Origin of the sequence: Streptomyces sp. NRRL S-646 (genome assembly GCF_000720765.1) — a bacterium.
Lineage (GTDB): Bacteria > Actinomycetota > Actinomycetes > Streptomycetales > Streptomycetaceae > Streptomyces.
The window spans coordinates 1-22633 of sequence record NZ_JODC01000042.1; the positions used below are offsets into that span (position 1 = coordinate 1).

18 protein-coding genes and 1 pseudogene are annotated in these 22633 nt (G+C 69.8%); 9 read left to right on the top strand and 10 right to left on the bottom strand.

Going from position 1 to position 22633, the window contains the following annotated elements; translation table 11 throughout:
* Window positions 1–85, top strand: a pseudogene (locus IH68_RS56020) (IS5/IS1182 family transposase); the annotation flags it as partial.
* A gap of 115 nt (window positions 86–200) precedes the next feature.
* On the top strand, window positions 201–1139 hold the full coding sequence (locus IH68_RS0147730) for a heme o synthase (protein WP_030949819.1): 939 nt from the start codon (window positions 201–203) through the stop codon (window positions 1137–1139).
* Between the two features lie 36 nt (window positions 1140–1175).
* On the opposite strand, the gene IH68_RS0147735 is transcribed toward IH68_RS0147730, so the two are convergent.
* The gene (locus IH68_RS0147735) at window positions 1176–2411 is read right to left on the bottom strand and encodes a cytochrome P450 (RefSeq protein ID WP_051834130.1); all 1236 of its coding nucleotides are present in this window, start codon (window positions 2409–2411) and stop codon (window positions 1176–1178) included.
* A gap of 229 nt (window positions 2412–2640) precedes the next feature.
* On the opposite strand from IH68_RS0147735, the gene IH68_RS0147740 reads away from it, so the two are divergent.
* From IH68_RS0147740 to IH68_RS0147770, 7 genes are all read left to right on the top strand, one after another.
* Window positions 2641–3375, top strand: coding sequence for a thioesterase II family protein (locus IH68_RS0147740; RefSeq protein ID WP_051834131.1), 735 nt, complete (start codon window positions 2641–2643; stop codon window positions 3373–3375).
* A gap of 247 nt (window positions 3376–3622) precedes the next feature.
* Window positions 3623–5656, top strand: a complete 2034-nt coding sequence (locus IH68_RS0147745) for an MMPL family transporter (RefSeq protein ID WP_159403879.1) — start codon at window positions 3623–3625, stop codon at window positions 5654–5656.
* Window positions 5649–6410, top strand: coding sequence for a thioesterase II family protein (locus IH68_RS0147750; protein WP_051834133.1), 762 nt, complete (start codon window positions 5649–5651; stop codon window positions 6408–6410). The genes IH68_RS0147745 and IH68_RS0147750 overlap by 8 nt, the downstream gene beginning before the upstream one ends.
* A 5-nt stretch (window positions 6411–6415) precedes the next feature.
* Window positions 6416–8029 carry a tryptophan halogenase family protein gene (locus IH68_RS0147755; RefSeq protein WP_030949830.1) on the top strand — a complete coding sequence of 538 codons (1614 nt, stop codon included), beginning with the start codon at window positions 6416–6418 and terminating at the stop codon, window positions 8027–8029.
* A complete protein-coding gene (locus IH68_RS0147760; protein ID WP_051834134.1) occupies window positions 8026–9798 on the top strand; it encodes a non-ribosomal peptide synthetase in 1773 nt (590 codons plus the stop codon). Before IH68_RS0147755 ends, IH68_RS0147760 begins: the two co-directional genes overlap by 4 nt.
* 9 nt (window positions 9799–9807) lie before the next feature.
* Window positions 9808–11013 (top strand): amidohydrolase family protein, encoded by a 1206-nt coding sequence (locus IH68_RS0147765; protein ID WP_030949834.1) that lies wholly within the window; start codon window positions 9808–9810, stop codon window positions 11011–11013.
* Window positions 11010–11927: a TIGR03621 family F420-dependent LLM class oxidoreductase gene (locus tag IH68_RS0147770; RefSeq protein ID WP_037886544.1), complete on the top strand. Its 918-nt coding sequence runs from the start codon at window positions 11010–11012 to the stop codon at window positions 11925–11927. The genes IH68_RS0147765 and IH68_RS0147770 overlap by 4 nt, the downstream gene beginning before the upstream one ends.
* A gap of 9 nt (window positions 11928–11936) precedes the next feature.
* Here the strand turns inward: IH68_RS0147770 and IH68_RS0147775 are convergent, their stop codons facing one another.
* The 9 genes from IH68_RS0147775 to IH68_RS52240 are packed head-to-tail and all read right to left on the bottom strand — an operon-like array spanning window position 11937 to window position 22630.
* Window positions 11937–12920: a ribonucleotide-diphosphate reductase subunit beta gene (locus tag IH68_RS0147775; RefSeq protein ID WP_030949839.1), complete on the bottom strand. Its 984-nt coding sequence runs from the start codon at window positions 12918–12920 to the stop codon at window positions 11937–11939.
* Window positions 12917–14581, bottom strand: a complete 1665-nt coding sequence (locus tag IH68_RS0147780) for an AMP-binding protein (RefSeq protein WP_030949841.1) — start codon at window positions 14579–14581, stop codon at window positions 12917–12919. The genes IH68_RS0147775 and IH68_RS0147780 overlap by 4 nt, the downstream gene beginning before the upstream one ends.
* Window positions 14582–14583: 2 nt before the next feature.
* Window positions 14584–15354, bottom strand: coding sequence for a hypothetical protein (locus tag IH68_RS0147785; RefSeq protein WP_159403880.1), 771 nt, complete (start codon window positions 15352–15354; stop codon window positions 14584–14586).
* Window positions 15338–16666: a condensation domain-containing protein gene (locus IH68_RS0147790; RefSeq protein WP_030949846.1), complete on the bottom strand. Its 1329-nt coding sequence runs from the start codon at window positions 16664–16666 to the stop codon at window positions 15338–15340. Before IH68_RS0147790 ends, IH68_RS0147785 begins: the two co-directional genes overlap by 17 nt.
* Window positions 16663–17334 carry a tryptophan 2,3-dioxygenase family protein gene (locus IH68_RS0147795; RefSeq protein ID WP_159403881.1) on the bottom strand — a complete coding sequence of 224 codons (672 nt, stop codon included), beginning with the start codon at window positions 17332–17334 and terminating at the stop codon, window positions 16663–16665. The genes IH68_RS0147790 and IH68_RS0147795 overlap by 4 nt, the downstream gene beginning before the upstream one ends.
* Entirely contained in the window at window positions 17309–19159 is a 1851-nt protein-coding gene (locus tag IH68_RS0147800; RefSeq protein WP_051834135.1) for an ABC transporter ATP-binding protein, read from the bottom strand. Before IH68_RS0147800 ends, IH68_RS0147795 begins: the two co-directional genes overlap by 26 nt.
* Window positions 19156–20982: an ATP-binding cassette domain-containing protein gene (locus IH68_RS0147805; protein ID WP_051834136.1), complete on the bottom strand. Its 1827-nt coding sequence runs from the start codon at window positions 20980–20982 to the stop codon at window positions 19156–19158. Before IH68_RS0147805 ends, IH68_RS0147800 begins: the two co-directional genes overlap by 4 nt.
* Window positions 20979–21326 carry a hypothetical protein gene (locus tag IH68_RS56025; RefSeq protein WP_063763616.1) on the bottom strand — a complete coding sequence of 116 codons (348 nt, stop codon included), beginning with the start codon at window positions 21324–21326 and terminating at the stop codon, window positions 20979–20981. The genes IH68_RS0147805 and IH68_RS56025 overlap by 4 nt, the downstream gene beginning before the upstream one ends.
* Window positions 21326–22630: a cupin-like domain-containing protein gene (locus tag IH68_RS52240; protein WP_030949856.1), complete on the bottom strand. Its 1305-nt coding sequence runs from the start codon at window positions 22628–22630 to the stop codon at window positions 21326–21328. Before IH68_RS52240 ends, IH68_RS56025 begins: the two co-directional genes overlap by 1 nt.
* Window positions 22631–22633: the final 3 nt, after the last annotated feature.

Genomic DNA, 22633 nt, shown 5'->3' on the forward strand with positions numbered 1-22633 from the left:
ACGGCGAGCCCGATGTTCAACCCGACGTATCGGCACCGCCGTCCAAGCCATCCACACCCTCTTGACCTGCGACTATTCAGGATGAAAGAGGTTCACTGACAGGCTTTTCAGACGCCCTCTAGACGGTCGGGGAATGCTGTTGGATGCTCAATGGCCCCTCAGTCCCGACCACACCGAACACTCGAAAGGCGGCCGTGTAATTGAGTACGATCGAGACCGGAAAAAGCATTCTTGCCGATACCCCGGGGCCGCCCTCGGTGCGGCACATCGTGGGCGCTTATCTATCCCTCTGCAAGCTGCGCATAGTCGAGCTCCTGCTGATCTCGGCGGTCCCTACGCTCTTCGCAGCTAGCGGTGGCATACCCTCGATCACCGCTTTCCTCGCCGTTACCTTGGGAGGCACCTGCGCGGCGGCTAGTGCGGGTGCGTTCAATTGCGTAATAGACCGTGATGTCGATCAGTTGATGGAGCGCACCAGGCATCGTCCGCTGGCTCGCCATCAGGTCGGTCCGCGGGCGGCTCTGCTTTTCGCTACCGCCCTCTGTCTGATCTCCGTCGGAATTTTCCTCGCCCTGGCCAATCCGCTGGCCGCGGTGCTCGCCCTGTGCGCAATCGGTCACTACGCACTGGTCTACAGCCTGCTACTGAAGCGTCGTACCCCGCAGAGTACGCTATGGGGTGGTGTGTGTGGATCCGCCCCTGTCCTGATCGCCTGGGCAGCCGCGACCGGCTCCCTTTCCTGGACCGCGCTGTCGCTCTTCCTTGTCGTCTTCTTCTGGCAGCCGCCACATTTCTGGGCGCTGGCCGTCAAATACCAGGACGACTACGCTAGAGCCGGTATTCCGGTACTGCCGGTCGTGGCGTCGACCCGACGCGTGCTGACCGAGAGCGTCGTGCACAGCTGGCTCATGGTGCTGTCGTCCGTCGCGGTGTGGCCGCTCGCTCCCACCACACCCCTTTACGGCGTCTCGTCCATGGCTCTCGGCGGCGTGTTCCTGTTCCAGGTGCACGGCCTTCATAAGGCGGCGCGAAGCGGACACGAGCCGCAGACCATGCGCCTTTTCCACACATCGATTCTCTACCTCACACTGCTTTTCCTGACCCTGGCCGCCGATTCGCTGCTCCGTCACGGGAGTTGAGGCGTGCCGGTACTGGCACGCCTCAGCCGCACGATTTCAGCCGGCCGGGTCTTTCTCCAGCGCCACAGGAAGGCTGCTCACACCCGTGATGAAGTTCGATTCGATGCGTCGCACCTCACCCCGGAGTTTCACCTTGGCAACCCTTTCCCGCAGAACACGCAGCATCGTGCGCAGCTCCATCCGGGCCAGCACCGCCCCGATGCAGAAGTGGAGCCCGTAACCGAAGGTGAGATGCCGGTTCGGTGAGCGCCCGATGTCGAAGACGTCGGGCTCCGCGAACGCGTGTTCATCCCGGTTCGCTGAGACGTTCCAGATCGTCACAACGTCACCCTCGCGTATGACCTCGCCGTGCAGTGTCACGTCGGCCAGCGCGGTCCGCCCGATGTGCGACGCCGGTGTGGTCCAGCGCAGGATCTCCTCTGTCGCCGGGTCGACCAGGGCGGGGTCCCGGCGCAGCCGTTCCCACTGCTGCGGGTTCTCCATCAGTGCCAGTAGCCCGCCGCTCATGGCGAGCCGGGCCGTCTCGTCCCCTCCGACGATGAGGTTGTAGCAGTTGAGCAGCACTTCCTGCTTGGTGAGCCGACGCCCGTCGACCTCGCTGGTGGCCAGCAGGCTTACCATGTCGCTGCCCGGCGCTCCGCCGCGCACCGCGGCCAGGTTCGCGTAGTACTGCAGGATCTGGCTGCGGGCGACACGGATCTCGATGTCGGGTGCCTCGATGTCACCCGACAGCATCGCCCTGTTCGTCAACTCCAGTACGCGGGGCCGGTCCTGGGGCGGCACCCCGAGCAGTTCACAGATGACGGTCAGGGGGATCTGCGCCGCGACGTCACGCGCGAAGTCGCAGGTGCCCCGCTCCAGCGCCCTGCTCACGAGATCACGCGTCGTGGCCTCGGTGAGGTCCTTGACCAGGTCGAGCACCTTGGGACCGATGCCCGAGAGCATGAGCCGGCGCAGCCCCGCGTGCCACCGGCCGTCGGAGACGGCGACCATGCGCCCCGCGCCGGTGTCGCCGCCGTGCAGCAGGGTCGCGAGCATGTTCCCGCGGCCGACGGTGAATCGCTCGTGGTTCTTCAGCAGGCCGAGCACGTCGGCGTACCGAGTGACGACCCAGAATCCGGTGACACTTCCCTGCGGGGGGTGCCACCATATCGGGGCCTCCTGCCGCAGTTTGCTCCACAACGGCCCCAGATCGGCTGTCGCGTGCAGCGCGGGATCGAGCAGATTCACCCTGTCCAGGTCTTCGAAGGCAACGGATTTCAGCCCGAGCACGAATAATCCTCCCTGTGCGAAATGGGGCTCGCCCGCCCGTGTGGCCAGAGAGCCGAAGGCGTGGGCCCGGCATCACCATCACCCGTTCCCGTGACCTCCGTCCACACCGTGCCGACGGCACAGCGGCCTCACGACTCCCGTTGGTTCGCCTCCTCATGGAGAATCGCCACCGCGTCTACACCCGCCGCGCGCGACATCCCTGACGGGAAATCATAAAAGGAGTTGACGAATGAGCAGCAAATGGGTTTCCCGGATCGGATCCTCCCGCCCCGACCGGCCGCTTCTCCTGGTCTTTCCGCACGCCGGCAGCGGACCGTCCGCCTATCAGCGCTGGCGCACCGTCGTCCCTTTGGAGGTCGAGGTACTTGCGGTGCGATTCCCCGGCCGTGAGACCCGTATCCGCGAGCCGCTGATTCCCGACGTGGAAACGCTGGTGAAGGAAACCGCGGACGGGCTCGCCGAGATCCTCCAGGGCCGCCGCTTCGCCTTCCTTGGACACAGTGTGGGTTCTCTCGTCGCCTACGAACTGGCCCTTCTGCTCAGGCACCAGGGGCTGCCCGGCCCCGTCTGCCTGGGCGTCTCGGGGTACCCGGCACCACAGGTGCGCATACCGGACCCGCTGCACGACGTGCCGGACGAGAGTCTGCTGCGCTTCCTGCTGGAACGTCAGTACGTGCCCCGGTCTCTCCTCTCCCAGCAGGGCTTTCTGCAGATGTTTCTGCCCATACTCCGGGCCGACTTCTCCCTGGCTGGCACGTACCGGCTGCGCCCGGAGCGGCCGCTGGAGTGCCCCGTCCACGCGTTCGCCGGAGAGTCGGACGTGTTCGCCGACCCCGAGGAGCTGCGGGGCTGGGCGGCGCTCACCGAGGCGGAGTTTTCGTTGGACCTCTTCCCCGGGGACCACTTCTATCTCTTCGACCGGGGCGCGGAGATCCTTCGGAAAGTCACCAAGGCTTTGCTTTGACATCAGCCGTGTCCCGTCGACGGGACACGGCTTCAGTGCGTCGCGTATCGCGCCTCACCGTTCCTTGAGTCCGATCCGGGCCCGGAGCTACCGTGGCGCGGCCCCTGTATGAGGTCAATTCGAAGGAGCGATTGTGGTGAATGGAGTTGCTCGGTTCGTTGGGACATCGGCGGGACGACGAACCAAGTGGCTCGTTCTCTTGACTTGGTTATTCCTGCTGGTTCTGGTGGGTTCCCAGGGCAGCAAGATGTTTACGCTGCAGAAGAACAGCGCTATCAGCGCCCTGCCCGACTCGGCCGAATCCGTCAAGGCCGACCGACAATACCAGAAGTTCCCTCAGAGCAAGCGAATACCGGCGCTCATCATTTATCAACGCGGCTCCGCTCTCACCGATACCGATCGGGCCCGGATCGACGCCGACCGAGCGGCCGTCAGCCGGAAAATCACGAAGAAGGTGCAGGTGCACGAGGCCACCTTCGCGCGTGACGGCACGACGGCCGTCGTCCGGGTGGATCTCCCGGTGCCCGGCACCGCGCTGAGCTTCGACGAGACGGCGAACGTGGCCGACTCCGTGCGCGCGGTCCAGCACCTGGTCGGCCGTGGGGACGGCGGGCTCGCGGTGGCCGTCACCGGTCAGGCGGGGTACACGACAGCCAACGCCGACATCATGAGCGACGTCAACACGACGCTCTTCCTGGCCGCCCTGCTGCTCCTGGTGCTGGTCCTGATCGTCGCCCATCGCAGCCCCTGGCTGTGGGCCGTCACCCTGGCGGTCGGCGGCGTCGCCCTGGCGGTCGCTGAGGGCGCGGTCTATCTACTCGGCAGGGCGACTGGACTCACATACACGACGCTGTCGCAGGGGCTGCTCACCGTGCTCACCGTGTGCGTCTCGACCGGCTATGCCCTGCCGCTCGTCTCCCGGTACCGCGAGGAGCTGCGCGGGCACGCCGACAAGCACGAGGCGATGAGCGCCGCGTTGCCCCGTGCTGGCCGTGCCGCCGTCGTGAGCGCGGTCCCGGTGGTCGGCGGCCTGCTCTGCCTGATGGCCGCGGATCTGCGGACGACCCGCGGACTCGGTCCGGTCGGCGCAGTGGCGGTGCTGTGCGGGCTCGCCGCGGCCATGACGTTGCTGCCCGCCGTCCTGCTGGTCTTCGGTCGCTGGATCCTCTGGCCTCTCGCACCGCGGTTCGGGGACGCGGCAAAGGCCGATGCCGGCTTCTGGGGCCGGCTGTGCGAGCGGGTCGGCGGCCGGCCTCGGAGGGTCTGGGCGGTCACGGCCGTCGTACTCGCCGCGCTGTCGGTGGGACTGTTCGCGTCCCGCACCGGACTGAGCACCGACGACACGTTCGCCGGCGAGCCCCAGGCCGTCGTTGGCCAGCAGCTGCTCGCCCGGGAGCTCCCCGCGGGCAGTGCGTCACCGGTGACCGTCGTCGTGCGGTCGGCCGCCGAAGAGCGAGTGCTCGCCGCCCTACGCGCCGACAACGGCCTGACGCAGGCGGGGCGCGCAGCACGGACGGGCGATCTGTCCTTGATCACCGCCGTGCCGACCTCACCGCCCGCGAGCCCGGCCGCCCTGCGCACTGTGACACGTGTGCGCGACACACTCGGCGCTCTCCACGTCGCGTCCGCCACCGTCGGCGGCCCCGACGCGGTCGCCCTCGATACGGCCGACGCGGAGAGTCGGGACCGGAAGGTCGTCGTCCCGCTGATGCTGCTCGCCATGGCGGTGCTCCTCGGCCTGCTGTTTAGGGCCGTGGTCGCGCCCGTGGTGCTGATCTCGACGGTGTTCCTCACGTACACCGCGGCACTGGGCGTCTCGGTCGCCCTCAACCGCCCCCTCTTCGGGTTCTCGGGACAGGAGGGAACGCTGGCGCTGCACTCCCTGGCCTACCTGGTGACGTTCACCGTCGGCTCCGGTGTCTTCCTCCTGACCCGCGTCGAGGAGGAGTCCGTCCGCCTGGGCCGGTCGGCCGGCACGGTGCGGGCGGTCGCCGCCACCGTCCCGGCGATCACGGGTGCCGCCCTCGTCGTCGCCGCCCTGTTCGCCGCGCTCGGGCTGATCCCGCTGGTGGGCATCGTCCAGGTCGCTCTCGTGGTGGCCCTCGGGGTGCTCCTGGACGGGTTCGTCGTCCGGCCTCTGCTGCTGCCAGCCCTGCTGATGGACCTCGGGGAGCGATCGTGGTGGCCGCGACCGCGGTCCGCGCGGTCCGCCTCCGGGGCCGGGCGTCCGGCCCCCGCGCAGTCCACGGCCGGCACGGTGGCGGGAGGCCGGGATGTCTGAGGTCCGGTTGCTGCGCCTCGGTCCCGAGCGGCCGACCGCGCCGGTGGTCGTCTGCCTCCCGCATGCTGGGGGCGGCGCCCAGTCCTTCCGCCGCTGGGCCCGCTCCCTGCCCGCCGAGCTGGAACTGATGGCCGTTCAGCTCCCGGGTCGCGAGGAGAGGGCGGGGGAACCCTTCCTCACCGACTTCGACGAGCTCGAGTCATCGACCGCCGGGGCCGTTGCCCGGGCCGTCGCCGGCCGCCCGTACGCGCTCTTCGGCCACAGCGCGGGTTCGCTGATCGCTTTCGCGCTGGCCCGGCGGGCGCGGCGCGACGGCCTGCCGCTGCCGGCCACGCTGGCGGTCTCCTCGTTCCCCGCGCCCCACACTCTGCAGCCGCGCGCTCTGGACGGTGTCCCGGACAAGGCCATTCTGGATTTTCTGAACGGGCTCTCCTACGCTTTTTCGAATGGTCCGGAATCACAGCCCGATCTGATCCGGGAAATCCTGCCAGTGCTGCGCGCCGACTTCGCTTCCGTGAGCAGCTACCGACATGCCGAAGAGCCGCCTCTGGAATGTCCGCTGCATGTATTCGGCGGCTCGGTCGACCGCTTCGTCAGGCCGGCCGAACTGGAACTGTGGCGGCCTTACGCGGGACGCGAGTTCACCCTGCACGTCATGCGCGGCGGACACTTCTACCTCCACCAGAGCACCGCTCGCATCCTGAGCGTTCTGGCCGCGCACCTCACCCAGCAGCCCATCACCGAGGAGGTCTGACCGGCATGTCCGAAGGCAAGGCGATTCGCACCATAGGCGTGATCGGCGGAGGCAGCGCCGGATATCTGGCGGCGCTGACCCTGCGAGCCCATCTCCCGGACACCGAGATCAGTCTGCTGGAATCCTCCAGCATTCCGGTCATCGGCGTCGGTGAGGCCACCACGTCGGAATTCCCGCCCTTCCTCTACAAGGTGCTGGGTTTCGACATCGAGGACTTCTACCGGAAGGTGCGCCCGACCTATAAGCTCGGTATCCGTTTCAACTGGGGCGGCACGGACGAGGACCACTTCTTCAACTACTCGTTCGACACCGGCACGGCCGCCGAGTCCCAGGAGTACGACGGGCACATCAGGCGCAGCACGCTCGAGTCGGTGCTCATGACGGAACACCGCCATCTCGTCGTCCGCTCCGGCAGCCAGCCCCCGTTCTCCCTGGAGGCGCTGTACCCGTTCGGCTACCACATCGACAACAAGCGGTTCCTCGCCTATCTGCACGAGATGGCGTGGGCCCGGGACATCACCCATGTCGACTGCACCGTGGCCGAGGTAGAGCAGGGGGACGACGGCCTCGTCACCTCGGTCGTCGACACGGAGGGCCGGCGGCACGGGTTCGACTTCTTCATCGACTGCACCGGCTTCAAGTCGCTGCTCCTGGAGAAGACCATGGGCTCCGAGTTCCTGTCGTACGCCTCCACCCTCTTCACCGACAGCGCGCTGTTCGGCACGGCCGGGCACGACGGGACCATCAAGCCCTACACCCGGGCGCAGACCATGGACAACGGCTGGGCCTGGACCATCCCCATGCGGGACGAGGACCACCACGGTTACGTCTACTCCTCGGCCTTCGTGTCGGACGAGGACGCCGAGGCGGAGTTCCGGCGGGTGTACCCCGGCCTCGGACCGGTGCGCAAGGTGCGTTTCCGCTCCGGCCGGCACGACGAGTTCGTCAAGGGAAACGTAGCGGCGATCGGGAACTCCTACGGTTTCGTCGAACCTCTGGAATCCACCGGTCTGTTCGTCATCTGCCGTCAGTCACTGCTGCTCGCCATGGCCCTGGCCGAGAGCGGCGGAAGGCTGACGCCGAAGACGACCGAAGCGGTGAACGGGGCCATCTCCGACACCTGGGACTTCATCCGGTGGTTCCTCTCCGTCCACTACCGCTTCAACACACGCCGGGACACCGCATTCTGGCGGGCCTGCCGCAGGGACACCGACATCTCCGGGGTGGAGAAACTCGTGGCGCGTTTCGGTGAACTGGGCGCGCTCACCTATTCCACCTCCGATCTGAGCGTCGGCGGCACCGTCAACTTCGGTGCCTTCGGACACGACGTACTGCTCTTCGGCCAGCAGGTTCCGCACCAGCGGACGGGTGCCCGGGAATCCCGGGAGGTGTACGAGCGGCGCGCCGCCGGTTATGAACAGCTGGCCGAGGACGCGCTGAGCCAGGCAGATGCCCTGCGTTTTCTCGAGGAGCACCCCGAAATCCTGCGTGAGCCCATCGTCAACGAGTCCTCCTGGATGGCCAAGTTCATGGGCTCGGTGATCGACATCTGCGAGGAAGCCCTACGCACGGGGCATTCCAAGGACACCACCATGGCGGAAAGGAATCAGCAGTCATGACCCTCCCCCAGGAAGCCGTACCGGCCGGCCGCCTGCTGCACGAGCTGGTGGCCGAGCAGGCCACGGCGGCTCCCGGCGCCATCGCCGTGGAAGCGGGCGACGACCGCGTCACCTATGCGGAACTGGACGCCCGCGCGGACCAGTTGGCCTGGGTGCTGCGGGACCGGGGCGTCGGCCCCGAGTCGGTGGTCGGCGTCTGTCTGCAGCGCGGTGTGGAACTCGTCGTGTCCCACCTGGCCGTGCTCAAGGCCGGCGGCGCGTATCTCGCCCTGGACCCCGCCGACCCCGGTGAGCGCCTGGCCTACACGATCGAGAACGCCGGTGCGGCCGTGGTCCTCTCCGAGCCCGGCGTCGTCTCGGACTGGCCGGAGACCGCCGCGAGCCGCGTGCTGGACGTGCACGCCGCCGAGAAGGAGGGTGCCGCCCTGGAGCGCCAGGGTCCGCCGCCGGCCGAACTGAGCGGCGAGCACTGCGCGTACGTGATCTACACCTCGGGCTCCACGGGCCGGCCGAAGGGTGTCCTCGTGCCCCACCAGGGCATCGTCAACCTGGCGCGGTGGCACGTCCATACCCACCGGATCACCGGCGACGACCGGTGCGCCCTGCTCGCCCGGGTCGCCTTCGACGCCATCTGCTGGGAGACGTGGAGCGCGCTGGCCGGTGGCGCGACCCTGGTCGCCGCGCCGGAGACGGTCAAGCAGGACCCGGACTCGACGCTCGCCTGGCTCGCCGAGCAGGCCGTCACCGTGGCGTTCCTCCCGCCGCTGCTGGCGGAACGCCTCTACGACAGCCCGTACGCCCAGCAGGTCAAGCTGCGGATCCTGCTGACGGGATCCGACCGGCTGGCCCAGCACCCGCCGACCGGACTCTCCTTCGAGGTCCACAACCACTACGGGCCCACCGAATACAGCGTGATCGGCAGCGCCGGCCCGGTCCCCGCGGGCGCCGAGGGCTCCCCGTCGCTCGGTGTGCCGGTCGACGGCACCGAGGTCCACATCCTCGACGAGTCGGGTGCCCCCGTGCGGCCCGGCACGACCGGCGAGATCCACCTCAGCGGCGTCGGACTGGCCCGCGGCTATCTGAACCGGGCGGCACTGACCGCGGAGAAGTTCCTGCCGGACCCCTTCTCCCCCGTGCCAGGCGCCCGCATGTACGCCACCGGCGACCTCGGGCACTGGAACGCCGACGGGACACTGGCCTTCGAGGGACGCGCCGACCGCCAGGTGAAGATCCGCGGCTTCCGTGTCGAGTGCGGCGAGATCGAGACGCGTCTGCTCGCGCATCCGTTCGTCCGCGAGGCGGCCGTGGTGGCCGGCGAGGACTCCAGCGGTGCCGCGCGTCTCGTCGCCTACGTCGTCTCCGCGCCCGGTCACGAGCCCACCGAGTCGGAGCTCCGCGAGCACCTCGGTGCCACGCTGCCCGACTGGATGATCCCCGCCGTCTACCACCCGCTGACCAGCCTGCCGAAGAACGCCAACGGCAAGGTCGACCACGCCCAGCTCCCCGACCCGCACACCGAGCGGCCGGACACGGGAACGGACTTCGTCGGCCCGCGCAACGCCACCGAGGAGAAGATCGCCCGGATCTGGGGCGAGGTGCTCAACCTCGACACGGTCGGCGTGTACGACAACTTCTTCGACCTGGGCGGGCACTCGTTGCTGGCCACCGAGATCGTCGAGCAGATCGCCACCGAGCTCGACGTCGATCTCGACGTCCGGGCCATATTCGACTACCCGACGATCGCCGAACTCTCCACGAGCCTCACCTGAGGGAGCACCATGACCGTGATCATCGATGTGGACAGCCACTTCCAGGAGCCCCCGGACTGGCTGGTGGAGGCCGACGAGCAGCTGGCGTCGCGCATCGAACCACGTTGGTATTTCCGGACGTCAACGCAGGACCTGTTCGGGTTCTTCTCGGACGCGGCACCCGCCGACCGGCTCGCCGTGGACGCGGAACGGCTCACCGCGTCCATCCAGCAGTCGCAGAGCTTCTTCGCCGGCTTCCCGACCCTCAAGGAAGCGGCCGCGGCGGCCAACGAGAGCCGGTTCCGCGGGATGGCGTACCCCTTCGGCGGCTATCTGGCCTCCGAACGGCTGGCCTGGATGGACAAGAACGAGATCGACGCGCAGATCATCAATCCGGCTTCCGCCCTGGTCACCGTCGACCGGGTCAGGGAGTATCTCGGGCCCGAGGACGTGCCGCGGGTCATCCGCGCCTACAACGACTGGGCCGCGGGCTGCGTGCAGGGGCACACCGACCGCATGCTCACCACCACGCTGCTGTGGTGGGAGAACGTGGAGTGGTGCGTGGCCGAGCTGCGCCGCACCCGGGAGCTCGGGGCCCGCGCCTTCCTGATACCGGGCCGCCCGCCCGCCGGGAAGTCGGTCGCCCACTCCGACTTCGAGCCGATCTGGGCGGCCGCCGACGAGCTCGGCATGATCGGCGTGCTGCACTTCGGTTTCCTGGGCGGCCCCCAGGTGGCTCCCGGCTGGTACCAGACGGGCCGTCAGGAGCTGAAGGACGTCGGCTATGTGCTGGCCTCCATCTCGGCCGCGACCCCGCAGATGGTGTCGGCCGCACTGATCGCCGCGGGTGTCTTCGAGCGCTACCCCAACTTCCATCTGACGCTCCAGGAGTACCAGGCGACCGGCTGGGCGCCGAACTGGGTGGGGGCGCTGGACTACCTGCTGACCCTGCCGATCCTGCGCAACATCACCGGCCGCTGGTCCCTTCCGCTGAAGCCGAGCGAGTACTTCAGGCGTCAGGTCCTGGTGGTAGCGCAGCCCGGCGACCGGGTCCAGCGGGCCATCGAGGAACTCGACGACTGCGTGGTCTTCTCGTCCGACTTCCCGCACCCAGAGGGCTCCTCGACGCCCACGTCGGACTTCCGCAAGCTCCTGGAGGAGGAGCCGGTGGACCAGGCCAAGGAGGCCAGGTTCTTCGGCGGGAGGATGCACGACATCCTGTCGAGGACGGCATGAGGTTCCGGTTCGGGATCCAGTTCATCGGGGCGAGAACGCGGGACGAGTGGGTGGAGGCCGCCCGGCGGGCGGAAGCGCTCGGCTTCTCCTCCTTCGTGCTGCCCGACCACTTCGGTGGCGGGCAGCTCGCCCCCATGCCGGCTCTGATGGCCGCGGCGGACGCGACCTCCACGCTCCGCCTGGGCACCCTCGTGCTGTGCAACGACTTCCGTCACCCGGTGATGCTCGCGCAGGAGGCCGCGACGCTCGACCTGCTCAGCGACGGGCGGCTGGAGCTCGGTATGGGCGCGGGCTGGATGCGCGCGGAGTACGACGCCGTGGATCTGCCCTTTGACCCGGCCGCCACCCGCGTGGAGCGGCTGGAGGAGTCCGTGCAGATCGTGCGGGGCGTTCTGGACGAGGGCAAGGCCGACTTCACGGGCAAGCACTACCGGGTGTCCGGCTTCGAGGGGGCACCGGAACCCGCCCAGGCGAAGGTGCCGATCCTGGTGGGCGGCGGCTCTCCGCGCATCCTGCGGCTCGCGGGCCGGCATGCCGACATCGTCGGCGTGCACCACGACCTGCGCGCCGGGGAGGCCCGGGTGCACGACATCACCCCGGAGGGGACGGAACGGAAGCTGGCGTGGGTACGCGAAGGCGCCGGCGAGCGGTTCCCGGAGATCGAACTCCAGGTCGGCGTCGGCATCTTCTGGGTCACCCCCCGCCCGCACACCGTCCTCGACGGCCTGAGCCGGCGGCTGGGGATGCCGCCCGAGACACTGGCCACGCTGCCCAACGTGCTGGTGGGCAGCGTGTCCGAGATGGCGGAGAAGATCCTGGAGCAGCGCGAGCGGTTCGGGATCAGCTACATCGTGATACAGGGCCGCGACATGGAAGCCGCGGCCCCGCTGGTCAGTGCTCTGTCCGGTTGCTGAACGCAGCCGTCACCCGGCCGGGGTCTCCCCGGCCGGGTGCGCGTCGCCGTGCCGGCGCTCGTACTCGGCCATCGCCGCGACCATCGCCGTGTCCCAGGCCCGCCCGGCGTCGCCGGTGCTGTCCTGGAGACCGATCAGCTCCATGCGGCGCAGCAGGGTCCGCCGCGCGCCGGCGTAGCGGTGCGCATGCTGCTTGCCGAGGGCCGCCCGCAGCGGTGGGATCGAGGACCCCGGAAGTTTCCGCTCGGGTGCCACCAGTGCCATGGTGACCTGGGGAATCGCCTCCATCATGGTGTTCAGGACCGCGCTGCCGTGGCCCGTGCGCACGCCCTCCCGTGCGGCGTACATCCCGAAGGCCATGTGCCGGGACTCGTCCCTGATCACGTTGCGCAGGCCCGTGTTGAGCACCGGGAGGCTGCCGCGCAGTTGCCGCACCATGGAGAGCATGGCACCGAGGACGGACATCGCGAGCACGCCCTCCGCCATGAGGTGGTAGTACGTCACCGCCTCGTACCAGGCCCGGGTGTCCTCGGGGTGGAAGCGCACATGGTCGGTCCGGGCCTTGAGCTCCTCGTCGAAGATCGTCGAGACCGCTTCGCCGGCCGAGGCCCGGGCGTCCGCGATGACCTCCTCGTGCGTGGGCGCGGACGTCTTCATCTCCTGCAGGTACGTGGCGAAGAACCGTGTGTGCCGCGCCTCGTCGGCTATCTGGGTGCACAGGTACTGGTGCGCGTCCAGGCTGGGGGCGGCGTCGGCGATCGGTGAGAGGGTGTTGCTGACGGCGGCCTCGCCCAGGACGAATCCCTCGATCATCGACTCGAGTTCGCGGCGCGCGTAGGGACGCATGGCGGCCCAGTCGGCGGCGTCCGAGGCGATGGGGAGCTCCGTGAGCTGCCACTGCCCGTGCTCCCACTTGCGGAAAAGTTCGGCCGGTGAGATGACGCGATCCTCGTCCGCCTCCATCTCGGTCAGCACCACTGCGTCGGCGGTCACGACTCCTCCTTGGCGGAGTCGTGCACCACGACTCCATCGATGGTTCCGGTCATCAGCTGTTCGAACATGGCGCGTCGCTTGGGCTTTCCGCTGGAGGTACGGCGGACGGCACCGCGGTTCACCGCGGCGACGACGACCCGCAGTCCCCGTGCCTGCCTGCGGAGTTCACGGAAGACCTCGGCGCTCCACTGGCCGGGCTGCTTCACCACCAGGGCGGCGGCGGTGTCCTGCCCCTCGAGGGTGCCGAGCACGACCGCGTAGCGCGCCTGCCACAGGGCCTCGACCTTGCCGAGCCCGTTCTCGAGGTCCTCGGCGAACAGCTGGACGCCCCGCACCTTCAGACTGTCCCCGAGCCGGCCCAGCACGTACAGCCGTTGCTGCCAGAAGAACCCGGCGTCGCCGGTGACGAATTCACCGGGCCACGGCTCGTGTCCGCGGTAGCCGTCCGCGAGGGAGCTGCCGCCGACCACGATCTCGCCGAGCACGCCCTCCGGGACGGGGTCACCCGCCTCGTCCCGCACGGCGACGGTGACACCGGGCAGCACGCTGCCGCTGGCGGCCAGTTCGAGTGGTTCGTCGACCGGGACCTCGCCGGAGTCGACCACCACCTTCTCGCCGAGCCGCAGGCGGCCGCGGTCCACTCGTACATGGTCGACGGGCGCGTCGAGGTCCTTGCCGGTCACGGCGAGGGTGGCCTCGGCGAGCCCGTAGGCGGGCGCCAGGGCCGCGGAGGGCCAGCCGAACGGGGCCAGTCGTCGCGTGAAGGCGTCCAGCACGCGGCTGTCGATGGGCTCGGCACCGACCACGTTGACCCGCACCTTGGAGAAGTCGCAGCCGGCCAGATCCTCGTCACGGACGCGGCGCAGCATGTGCTTCAGGGAGAACGGCGGTACGGCGGTGATCTGCACCACGCCGCTGCCGAGCAGCCGCAGCCACCGGCTCGCACCGGTGATGAACTGGTCGGGCTGCATCACCCACAGGTTGGACTGGGTCACCACGCTCGGCAGCACCATGCCCACGAGGCCCATGTCGTGGTGGATCGGCAGCCAGGTTCCGCAGGCGTTGCCCGAGTGGAAACCCAGCCACCTGACGAGCAGCCCGATCTGCGCCTGGAGCGCCTCCCAGGAGACGACGACGCCCTTGGGCGTGGCGGACGAGCCCGAGGTGAACTGCAGGAGTGCCGTGTGCGGCCGGGCCGCGGGCTGGGCCGGCGGTGCCGGCTCGGCGGTCGTGCCGAGAGTCAGGGGACGGTGCCCGTGCTCGCGCAGCGCCGGTCCGAGCTGCTCGGCCAGTTCCGTCTCCACGACAACCACGCGGGGGGCGGCCACGCCGAGGATCGCGCCCACGTGACGGCTGTAGGAGGCCCGGTCCTGGAACAGGGCCGGGGGCACCACGGGAGAGGGCGTGGCCCCGGCGGCCAGCGCGCCGAAGAACGCGGTCACGAACCCGGGGCCGTTGCGGTGGATGATCGAGACCACGTCGCCGGGCCGCACACCGGCGGCGGTCAGCTCACCGGCCGCCGCCCTGGTGTTCGCCGCGAGCTCCGGGTACGGCGTGTATTGCCACTCCCCCGCCAGGTCCAGGGTGTTGATGCCGCGGTCCGCACGGGGTGCGTCGAGCCAGTCGAGCAGCCCGGGTACGGTCACGTCGCTTGTCTCCATGGTCAGCTCCCTTGGCTCTTGTTCGCTATCTCGGTGACGGCACGCACGATGAGGACGACGTTGGTGAGTCCCAGCAGGAAGAGCAGGCGGGATCCGATCCAGCTGGTCACCGGTCCACGCCAGCCGTTGACCACCGCCCGCATCCGGCCATGGGCGAAGGTGGCCAGCAGTGCCGCGACCACCAGCAGGACCAGGGGCGGCAGCAGGCTGACGTGTACGACCGCCGGTGCGGTCACCACGATGGGGACCCACAACTGCCAGGTGGGCGCGTTGCGGAGCAGCTCCGCGTCGAGCGCGCGCTCGGTCCACAGGCTCAGCAGGTAGCCGAAGCCGGCGGACAGCAGGATGAAGGTCGGGACGGTCAGCCAGAGCGGCCTGACCGCGTAGTAGTCGACGCCGTCGGGATGGATGAACAGCACGCCGCCGGCGGTGGCCCCGAAGAGGCAGGTCTTCAGCGGCCGGTGCCCCTTGTTCAACCAGGGGCGCACCAGGATGTACAGGGCCCCGACCTGGAGGCCCATGGCGATACCGGTCTCGAGGAGCCCGAAGGTCTTCAGGCTCCACTCGCCGATCGTCGACTTGGCGTCGGTCGTCTTGCCCATCGACGAGTCGGGGGACGTGAAGCGCAGAGCGAACATCACCAGGCGTCCGCCGACGCCACCGACCAGGAGTCCGGCCAGTGCCCCGACCGTGACCCCGACGGAGAGCTTCCACAGGGCCGGGCCCGTGTCACGGTCTTCGGCGGTCCGGACCGCCTCATTCGCCACTGTCATGGTGCGTGGAGCCTCTTTCGTTGATCGACCGTCTGTTGAGGGGCGCGTCCGGGTGGGACACGCCGTGGGAGAGGGCGAGTTCGAAACGACGCGCGAGTTCCGCGACGGTCTCGGACGGCACGCGGGGGGAATGGCCGATGCCGAGCCGTCGGTGCCCGGGTGACTCGTGCACCGAGACATGCAGGTCCGCGGTGAAGCCCGCGCCCTCCATGCCGTACGGCATCCGGTGCAGCCGGCCGTCTGCCGGAGCGTCCTGCTCGTGGAAGGTCTGGTACACCACGTCGACCGCCCCTTCGCTGCTGCGTCGCAGCGCGCGCAGCTCGGGCCGGGCGAGCAGCCGGTGGTAGGGGATCCGGGCCAGCTCCAGGGAGCGCAGGGTGGTCTCGCGGGTGGCGCGCAGCACCTCGCGGAAGTTGTCCGCGGCGCCCAGGACCACGGGCACGGTGCTGATGAAGGGGCCCAGGGTGTCCATCAGCGGCCTGAGCCGCCGGGTGGAGACCTCGATCGCGATCAGCGCCGTGGACTGGCCCGACAGACTCCGCAGGGCGATCGACAGGGCGGACAGGCCGGCCATGAAGGGGCTGGCGCGCTCCTCGGTGAGCAGTGCCCGCAGGGCGCCGTCGGAGACCCGGTCCAGGCCGAAGGAGGCGGCGAGTCCGGATCCGGGGGCCCGTGAGCGGGGTGCGACGCCGGGCAGTTCGTTGGGCCGGGCGTCCTTCAGGGCGATGACCGACTCGTCGACGAGGGCGTCGAGCGTGTCGCCGTACGTGTCCTGCTGCCAGGCCGCGTAGTCCAGGTAGCCGACACGCTCGCCGTACTCGTCGCCCCTGCCGTCGAGCTCCAGCTCGATGCGGCGTTCGATCTCGTCGAGCGTGACCGCGTCGGCGACGGTGTGGTGGACGACGGTCGCGAAGGCGTGCCCGCCGTCGGGCAGTGGTGCCAGGGCGCTCGCGAAGACGGCACCGTGGTGCGGGTCGAGGGGCCGGCGCACGAACTCGCCGAGCAGCCCGACGGGGTCGCCCCCGCCGAGCCGTTCGGTGGGCAGCTCAGCGGTCTCGTCCACCGCCTGCACGAACCGCCCGTCCTGACGCCGGATGCGGGCGCGGAGCAGGGGGCTGCGCGCCACGACCCGGGCGACGGCCGCGACGATCTCGTCGGCCGGGGTCGCGGGGCCGATCTGGTACAGGCGTGGCATGTTGAAGGTGCCGGTGCGGCGCATCCTCGACAGGAAGAGCATCCATTCCTGTTCGTACGAGGCGGGGGCCCGCGTCCGGCCGGTGGCGTGGCCGAGCAGGTCGCTGGTCCGGGTCACCGACCGGACACCTCCTCGGTGATGTGGAACTCCGGCCGGATCTCGAGGAGTTCCGGGAACAGCCGCTGGTCCAGCTGGTCCCGCAGATAGTCGGCGGAGCGTCCGCCGGTGCCGGCGGCGGCTCCGATCTGCCGGCGCACCAGACGCCAGTGGAAGCTCATCCACTCGAAGTGCGCGTCGTCCAGGTCGACCAGCAGCTCCGCCACCTCGCGGACACCCGTGTCCGGGGTCTCGTACACCTTCGTCAGACCGCCCCGCTTGTCCGCCAGGTCCGCGAACTCTTTCCACAGGGACCGGCCCGGGCCGCGGCAGGCGTGGACGAACTCGACGTACTGCCGCGACTGCACGGCCGAAGCCGTGCCGAGAGCCGGACGGAAGGCCGCGAACTCGGTCGGCAGCATTCCGCAGAGCATGTTGAGCGCGCCGGACAGCTGGGCCAGCACGTCCGCTCCGGTGCGCAGTCGGCGTGCCGCCTCGGAGGTGTCCTCGTCCGCGAGGAGGCGTCCCGCCGCGCGGGTCTCCCTGAGGAGGGCGGCCAGCCACAGTTCGGACACCTGGTGGACGGCCACGAACATGTCCTCGGCGGGGTGTTCGGTGCGGGGCGAGTGGAGTGCGAGCAGCTCTCCGACCCGGATGTACTCCTCATAGGGGCTGGGGGGTGTGCTCACCACTGTCACCGCTCTCCTTCTGGTCCGCTGCTGGGGTTGCTTCGGTCGCGTAGGCGTCCGCCTGCGCCCGGTAGAGCTCGGCGTAGCGGCCGCCGGCCGCCATCAGCTCCAGGTGGGAGCCCGACTCGACGATCCGGCCCCGGTCCATGACCACGATGCGGTCGGCGAAGCGCACCGAGCCGAGGCGGTGGGTGATGACCACGACGACGCCCCGGCCGTCCGCGGTGACGGTGCGGGAGGCGTCGGCGTAGTGCCGGAAGAGCCGGTACTCGGTCTCGGCGTCGAGTGAGGCGGTGGGTTCGTCGAGGACGAGCAGGTGCGGTGTCCGCCGCATCATCGAGCGGGCCACCGCGAGTTTCTGCCACTGACCGGTCGACAGCTCGGTGCCGTCCGGGTGCGAGCGCCCCAACGGGGTCCGCAACCCGGCGGGCAGCGCCTGTTCGAGGCCCTGTCCGTCGGCCCGGGCCAGGGCGTCGCGCACGGCGTCGGCGTCGTCGAGGCGCGGCAGGTCGCCGAGCCCCACGGCCTGGCCCGCTTCCGTCTCGAACCGGACGAAGTCCTGGTAGGCGGCCGACACACCGCCGCGCCAGGCGTCGGGATCCAGTTCGGCGAGGTCCACGCCGTGCCAGGTGATCGAACCACCCGTCGGCGCGTAGAGCCGGCACAGGAGTTTCGCCAGGGTGGTCTTGCCCGCCCCGTTCTCCCCGACGACGGCGATCGTACGACCGCCCGGCACGTCCAGGTCGATGCCCCTGAGGGCCGGGGAGGCGGCACCGCGGTAGGTGAAGGTGACGTCCCGCAGAACCAGTCCGCCGCCGAAGTCCCCGGGCACCCGCCCGCCTTCTTCGGAGGACGAGGTCAGCTCGGCGATGCGCAGGTACCGGTCGGCGGTGGCCCGGGCCCGTACGAGCTGGGTCACCGCGTCGGTGGCCATGGTCACCTGTCCGGTCACCTGCGCGGCCAGCGTCGCGGTGAGCAGGACCTCGCCGATACCCGCGTGTCCCGCCACGGCGGCGAGAACCGCGACGGAAACGGCCGCGACGTAGGCGGCGGCGAAGAGCACCGTGGCGTCGGCCTGGGCGCGGAAGGAGCGGTGGGCACCGCGTTCGCGCTCGCCCTGGGCCGCCTCGGAGAGCCGGCGGTGCCGCGCGAGCATCGGCTCGTGCGCGCCGAGCACGGACAGTTCCTGCGCGTGTCCGGCGTCGCACATCACGGAGTACAGCTCACGCGCCAGGTTGTCCTCGGGTGTGGCCCGTTCCAGGGATGCCTGCCGCCAGCGGTCCCCGCGGCGGCTCGCCCAGACCGGGACGAAGCCGAGGACGGGAAGCAGCAGCAGGACGGGGTGCACGTCGGCCAGGACGAAGACGGCGAAGAGCAGCTGGCCCAGCGCCCCCATCAGGGTCAGGAGGAAGATGACCACCTGGGCGAGCCGGTTGACGTCCCGCTCGACGAGCGCGAGTTCCTCCGCGACCTCGGGGTCCTCATGGTGCGCGACGCTCCACGGGGCCATGCTCATCGCGGCGATGTCCATCTCGACCGCGTGCCTGACGCGTTCCTCAAGGACGGTGCGCAGCCCGAACGTGCACCACAGCAGGGCCAGCCAGCCGGCGACGGCGCCCGCGAGCCCCATGCCCCATGCGAACGCCGCATCGGCGTCGCCAGCCACCACGGTGTCGGTGAGCCGCCCGATCAGCAGGGCTACCAGCACGGGGTGGGCCGATATGGCCAGGGTCATGACCACGGCGCCCACCGTCCGCACCGGGTCGGTACGCAGCGCGAGGCGTGTCATGGCGACGGTGCCGCGCCAGCTGTCCGGGGTGGTCATCGCACTCCTCCCTGCTCGGTGAACGGCGCGGCCTGGGCGAGGAACATCCGCCGGTACAGCCCGTCCTCGCGCATCAGTTCGTCGTGGGAGCCGGACGCGACGATCCGTCCCCGTTCCAGCACGACGATGCGGTCGACCCGGCGGACCGTGTTGAAGCGGTGCGAGACGACGATCCGGATCATTCCCTCGGTCTCGTCGAGCAGCCGGTCGAAGAACTCGGTCTCGGCCGAGGGGTCGATGCTGGCGGTCGGTTCGTCGACCATCAGCACCCGGGCCCCCTGGTGGAGGGTGAAGAACGCGCGGGCGAGGGCGAGGCGCTGCCACTCTCCGCCGGAGAAGTCGACGCCGCCCGGCAGGCGGGCGCCGAGGACGGTGTCGGCACCGTGCAGCAGCCGTTCCACCCGTTCCCCGAGCCCGACCCGCTCGAGGCAGGCGAGGACGGTCTTGCGCGTCTGTTCGTCGTCGCGGTCCCCGCGCAGCACGTGCACGTTCTCGGCGACGGTGAGCGGAAGCCTGGCGAAGTCCTGGAAGACCATGGCGAGTTGCCGTCGCCAGTCGGCGCGGCCCAGCTCCCCGAGGGGGATGCCGTCGGCCGTGATGCGACCCGAGGTCGGTTCCAGCAGTCCCGCGAGCAGCTTGAGCAGTGTGGTCTTCCCGGCGCCGTTCTCGCCCACCAGGGCCACGGATTCGCCGGCCCCGACACTGAACGAGACGCCGTCGAGGACGGTCCGCTTCTCGTCGTACGCGAAGGTGACGTCGGTGACCTCGAGACGGTGGGCGGGCAGCCCGGCCGCCGTGCGCACGGCCGTGGCCGGTGAGCCCCGGTGCGCGTCCTTGCGTTCCTCCAGCCGGCGTACGGCGGCCACGGGGGCCAGCGCGACATCCAGCCCGAACGCGGCCGTGCCGCCCGAGACCGCGGAGGCGCCGATGAGCGCCTGCAGGAAGACGGCGAACGCGCCGGTGTCCACAGCACCGTGCACGCCGTCGTCGACGAGCTTCCAGAAGACCAGGCCGTACACCGCGACCAGCGCACAGCTGAGCAGCACGATCTTGGCATCGCTCGGCCGGCGCCGCTCCCAGGTGGGCCGGATCGCGGCCAGCCATTCCCGGTCCAGCCGCGCCAGCACCCACTCGCGCAGCCCGAAGATCCTGATCTCCTTGGCCGCGGCGGCCCGCACGGCGAGTGTGCGGAAGTACTCGGCTCGGCGCATGACGTGGGCCTGCCCGAAGAGAAGTTCCAGCCGTTTGCCGTTCTCGCGGCCGGCGACGAGCCGTACGGCGAACCAGGCCGCCGCCACCGCGGCCCCCGCCCAGACGTGGAAGAACATCAGCAGCAGCAACGGGCCGAGGGCGCCGACCAGGGCGGAGGTGACCTCGGCGAGGCCCGCCACGGCCCGCTCCAGCGGCAGTCCGCCGGCGGCGCCCGAGAGGATCGCCAGGTCGTCGCGTGTCTCGTCGTCCTGGAGATGGTCGAGGCCGTCGTCGATCGAGCATGCCCGCATGGCCCGTTCGCGCAGGGTGATCTCGATCCGCTGGCCGAGGATCTCGCCGACCGCGAAGCGGATCTTGCCGGCCACCTGGGTGACGAGGAAGACCACACCGGCGGCGGCGAGGGGAGCGGCGACCCGGCCGGCCCCGTCGTCGACGCCGAGCCGCGTCGCCTCCGGCAGTCGGCCGACGGTGACGCCGACGAGCAGCATGAAGACGGCGGGTCCCACTCCGCCGACCACGATGGTCGTGAACAGCAGGGCCGTGCTCCCCCGCCCCGACCGCCACGCCAGCCCGATGAGATCCCGTCGGTTGCGCCGATGGGTGCGATTCACGTGGCGTCCTGCTCCCCGGCCTGCGCGTGCTGCTCACTCAGGTGGGCGATGGACTTGCGCAGTTGTTCCTCTTCGAACGTCGTCCCGGTGCGCTCGGCCAGGCCGGTGACGAGGAGTTCGACGTCGGCCACGCTGTGGATGTCGGCGGTCTCCTCCCCGGGCAGCGGCGGCAGCCGGAAGATCTCCTCCAGCGCGAAGGCCAGCTCCGCGAGGGCCAGGGAGTCGTAGCCCAGGTCCTCCGACAGCAGTTGCTCCGAGGTCGCGGTCTCCGGGCGGTCGGGGGCCAGCCGGAGCACGACCTCGCGGACGCACTCACGCAGGGCGTCGGTACCAATGGAAGGCATCATGCTCCTTGCGGGGTCGTGGCCACCGCGGGAACGGACCCGGACGGTGAGCGCAGGAAGGCGAGCAGGCGTGACGCCTCCTCGCGGTTGAGATCGGCGAGTGAGGTCCGGCCGAACTTGTTGAACAGCACCTTCTCGAGCAGCGGCCCGGGGTAGCCCTTGCCGGCGACGGCCTTGTCCAGCGAGGCCAGCTGCGCCGGTGTGGCGGGCGGTTCGGGGGTGGTGATGGCCTCCAGCGAGGTACGCACGCCCGGTCGGTAGAGGAAGTTGTTGTTGAGCCGCATCTGGTCGTAGTAGTCGGTCTCGTCGTCGAGCGAGAACAGGAACAGGGGCAGCTCGGGGGTCAGGCCCTGCCGCTTGTGGATGTCGCGGAACACCTGGCGCATCGCCCGGTACTTGTCGTGCCGGGAGTCGTAGTCCCCGTTGAACGCCTCGATGACCTCGTCGAGGACCTCCAGCTGTGCCGCGTCCGGCTGGGCGCCCGGGGCGATGCCGGCGAACGGTTCGGCCACGGCCTGCAGGTACTGGTCGGCGAGGAAGTTCTCCACCGACAGGAACTTGCTGTAGGGGTTACGGCCGAAGCGCACGTTGAAGGACGCGCCGAGGTCCAGGTAGTCCAGGTAGTGCCAGAGCAGCGGCGGGATGTAGATGGCGTCGGTCGGGTGGATGACCGCGTAGGCGCCTCCCGCGAGCTCGATGAACTCCCGGCGCTCCTCGGGGTCCATGACCTGCAGGGAGATGGAGCCGAAGTTGCCGAAGGGGTGCAGCCAGGGGGAGGAGGAGGGCGGGAAGAGGGCCACGCCCTTGCTGCCGAAGACCTGGGCGAGCAGGACGTGCCGCTGGTCCATGTCGAAGTGCAGGTGGGCCCAGTTCTGCGGGCCGGCGATGAAGGAGTGGAGGTAGAGGCTGTGGTGCGGGGTCGTGGGGCGGCAGAACTCGGGCAGGGTGAAGCTCTGCAGCAGGTCGGTGGGCAGGTCCCACTCCGTGACGACCTTGCGGCTCTTCTCCTGGGCGCCGTAGTCGTCCAGGTACTCGGCGAGGCTGCCGAGTACCGGATCCGGAGCCTTCTCCTTCGTCTCGACGAACTCCTTGCGGGTGTAGTCGATCTGCCGGGTGTACTCGTCCTGCACGAGGACCGGCATGGTGCCGAGCAGCCGACGCGCCCCGTCGAGCGTCGCCGCCTCGGCGATCGGCTGGTCGGCGTAGATACCGCGGATCACGACGGGCTTGCGCGGCAGCACGAAGCGTTCCCAGAAGCCGTCCGTGTCGGCGGCGGATATCTCGTCGATCTCGAATTTCGGCATGGT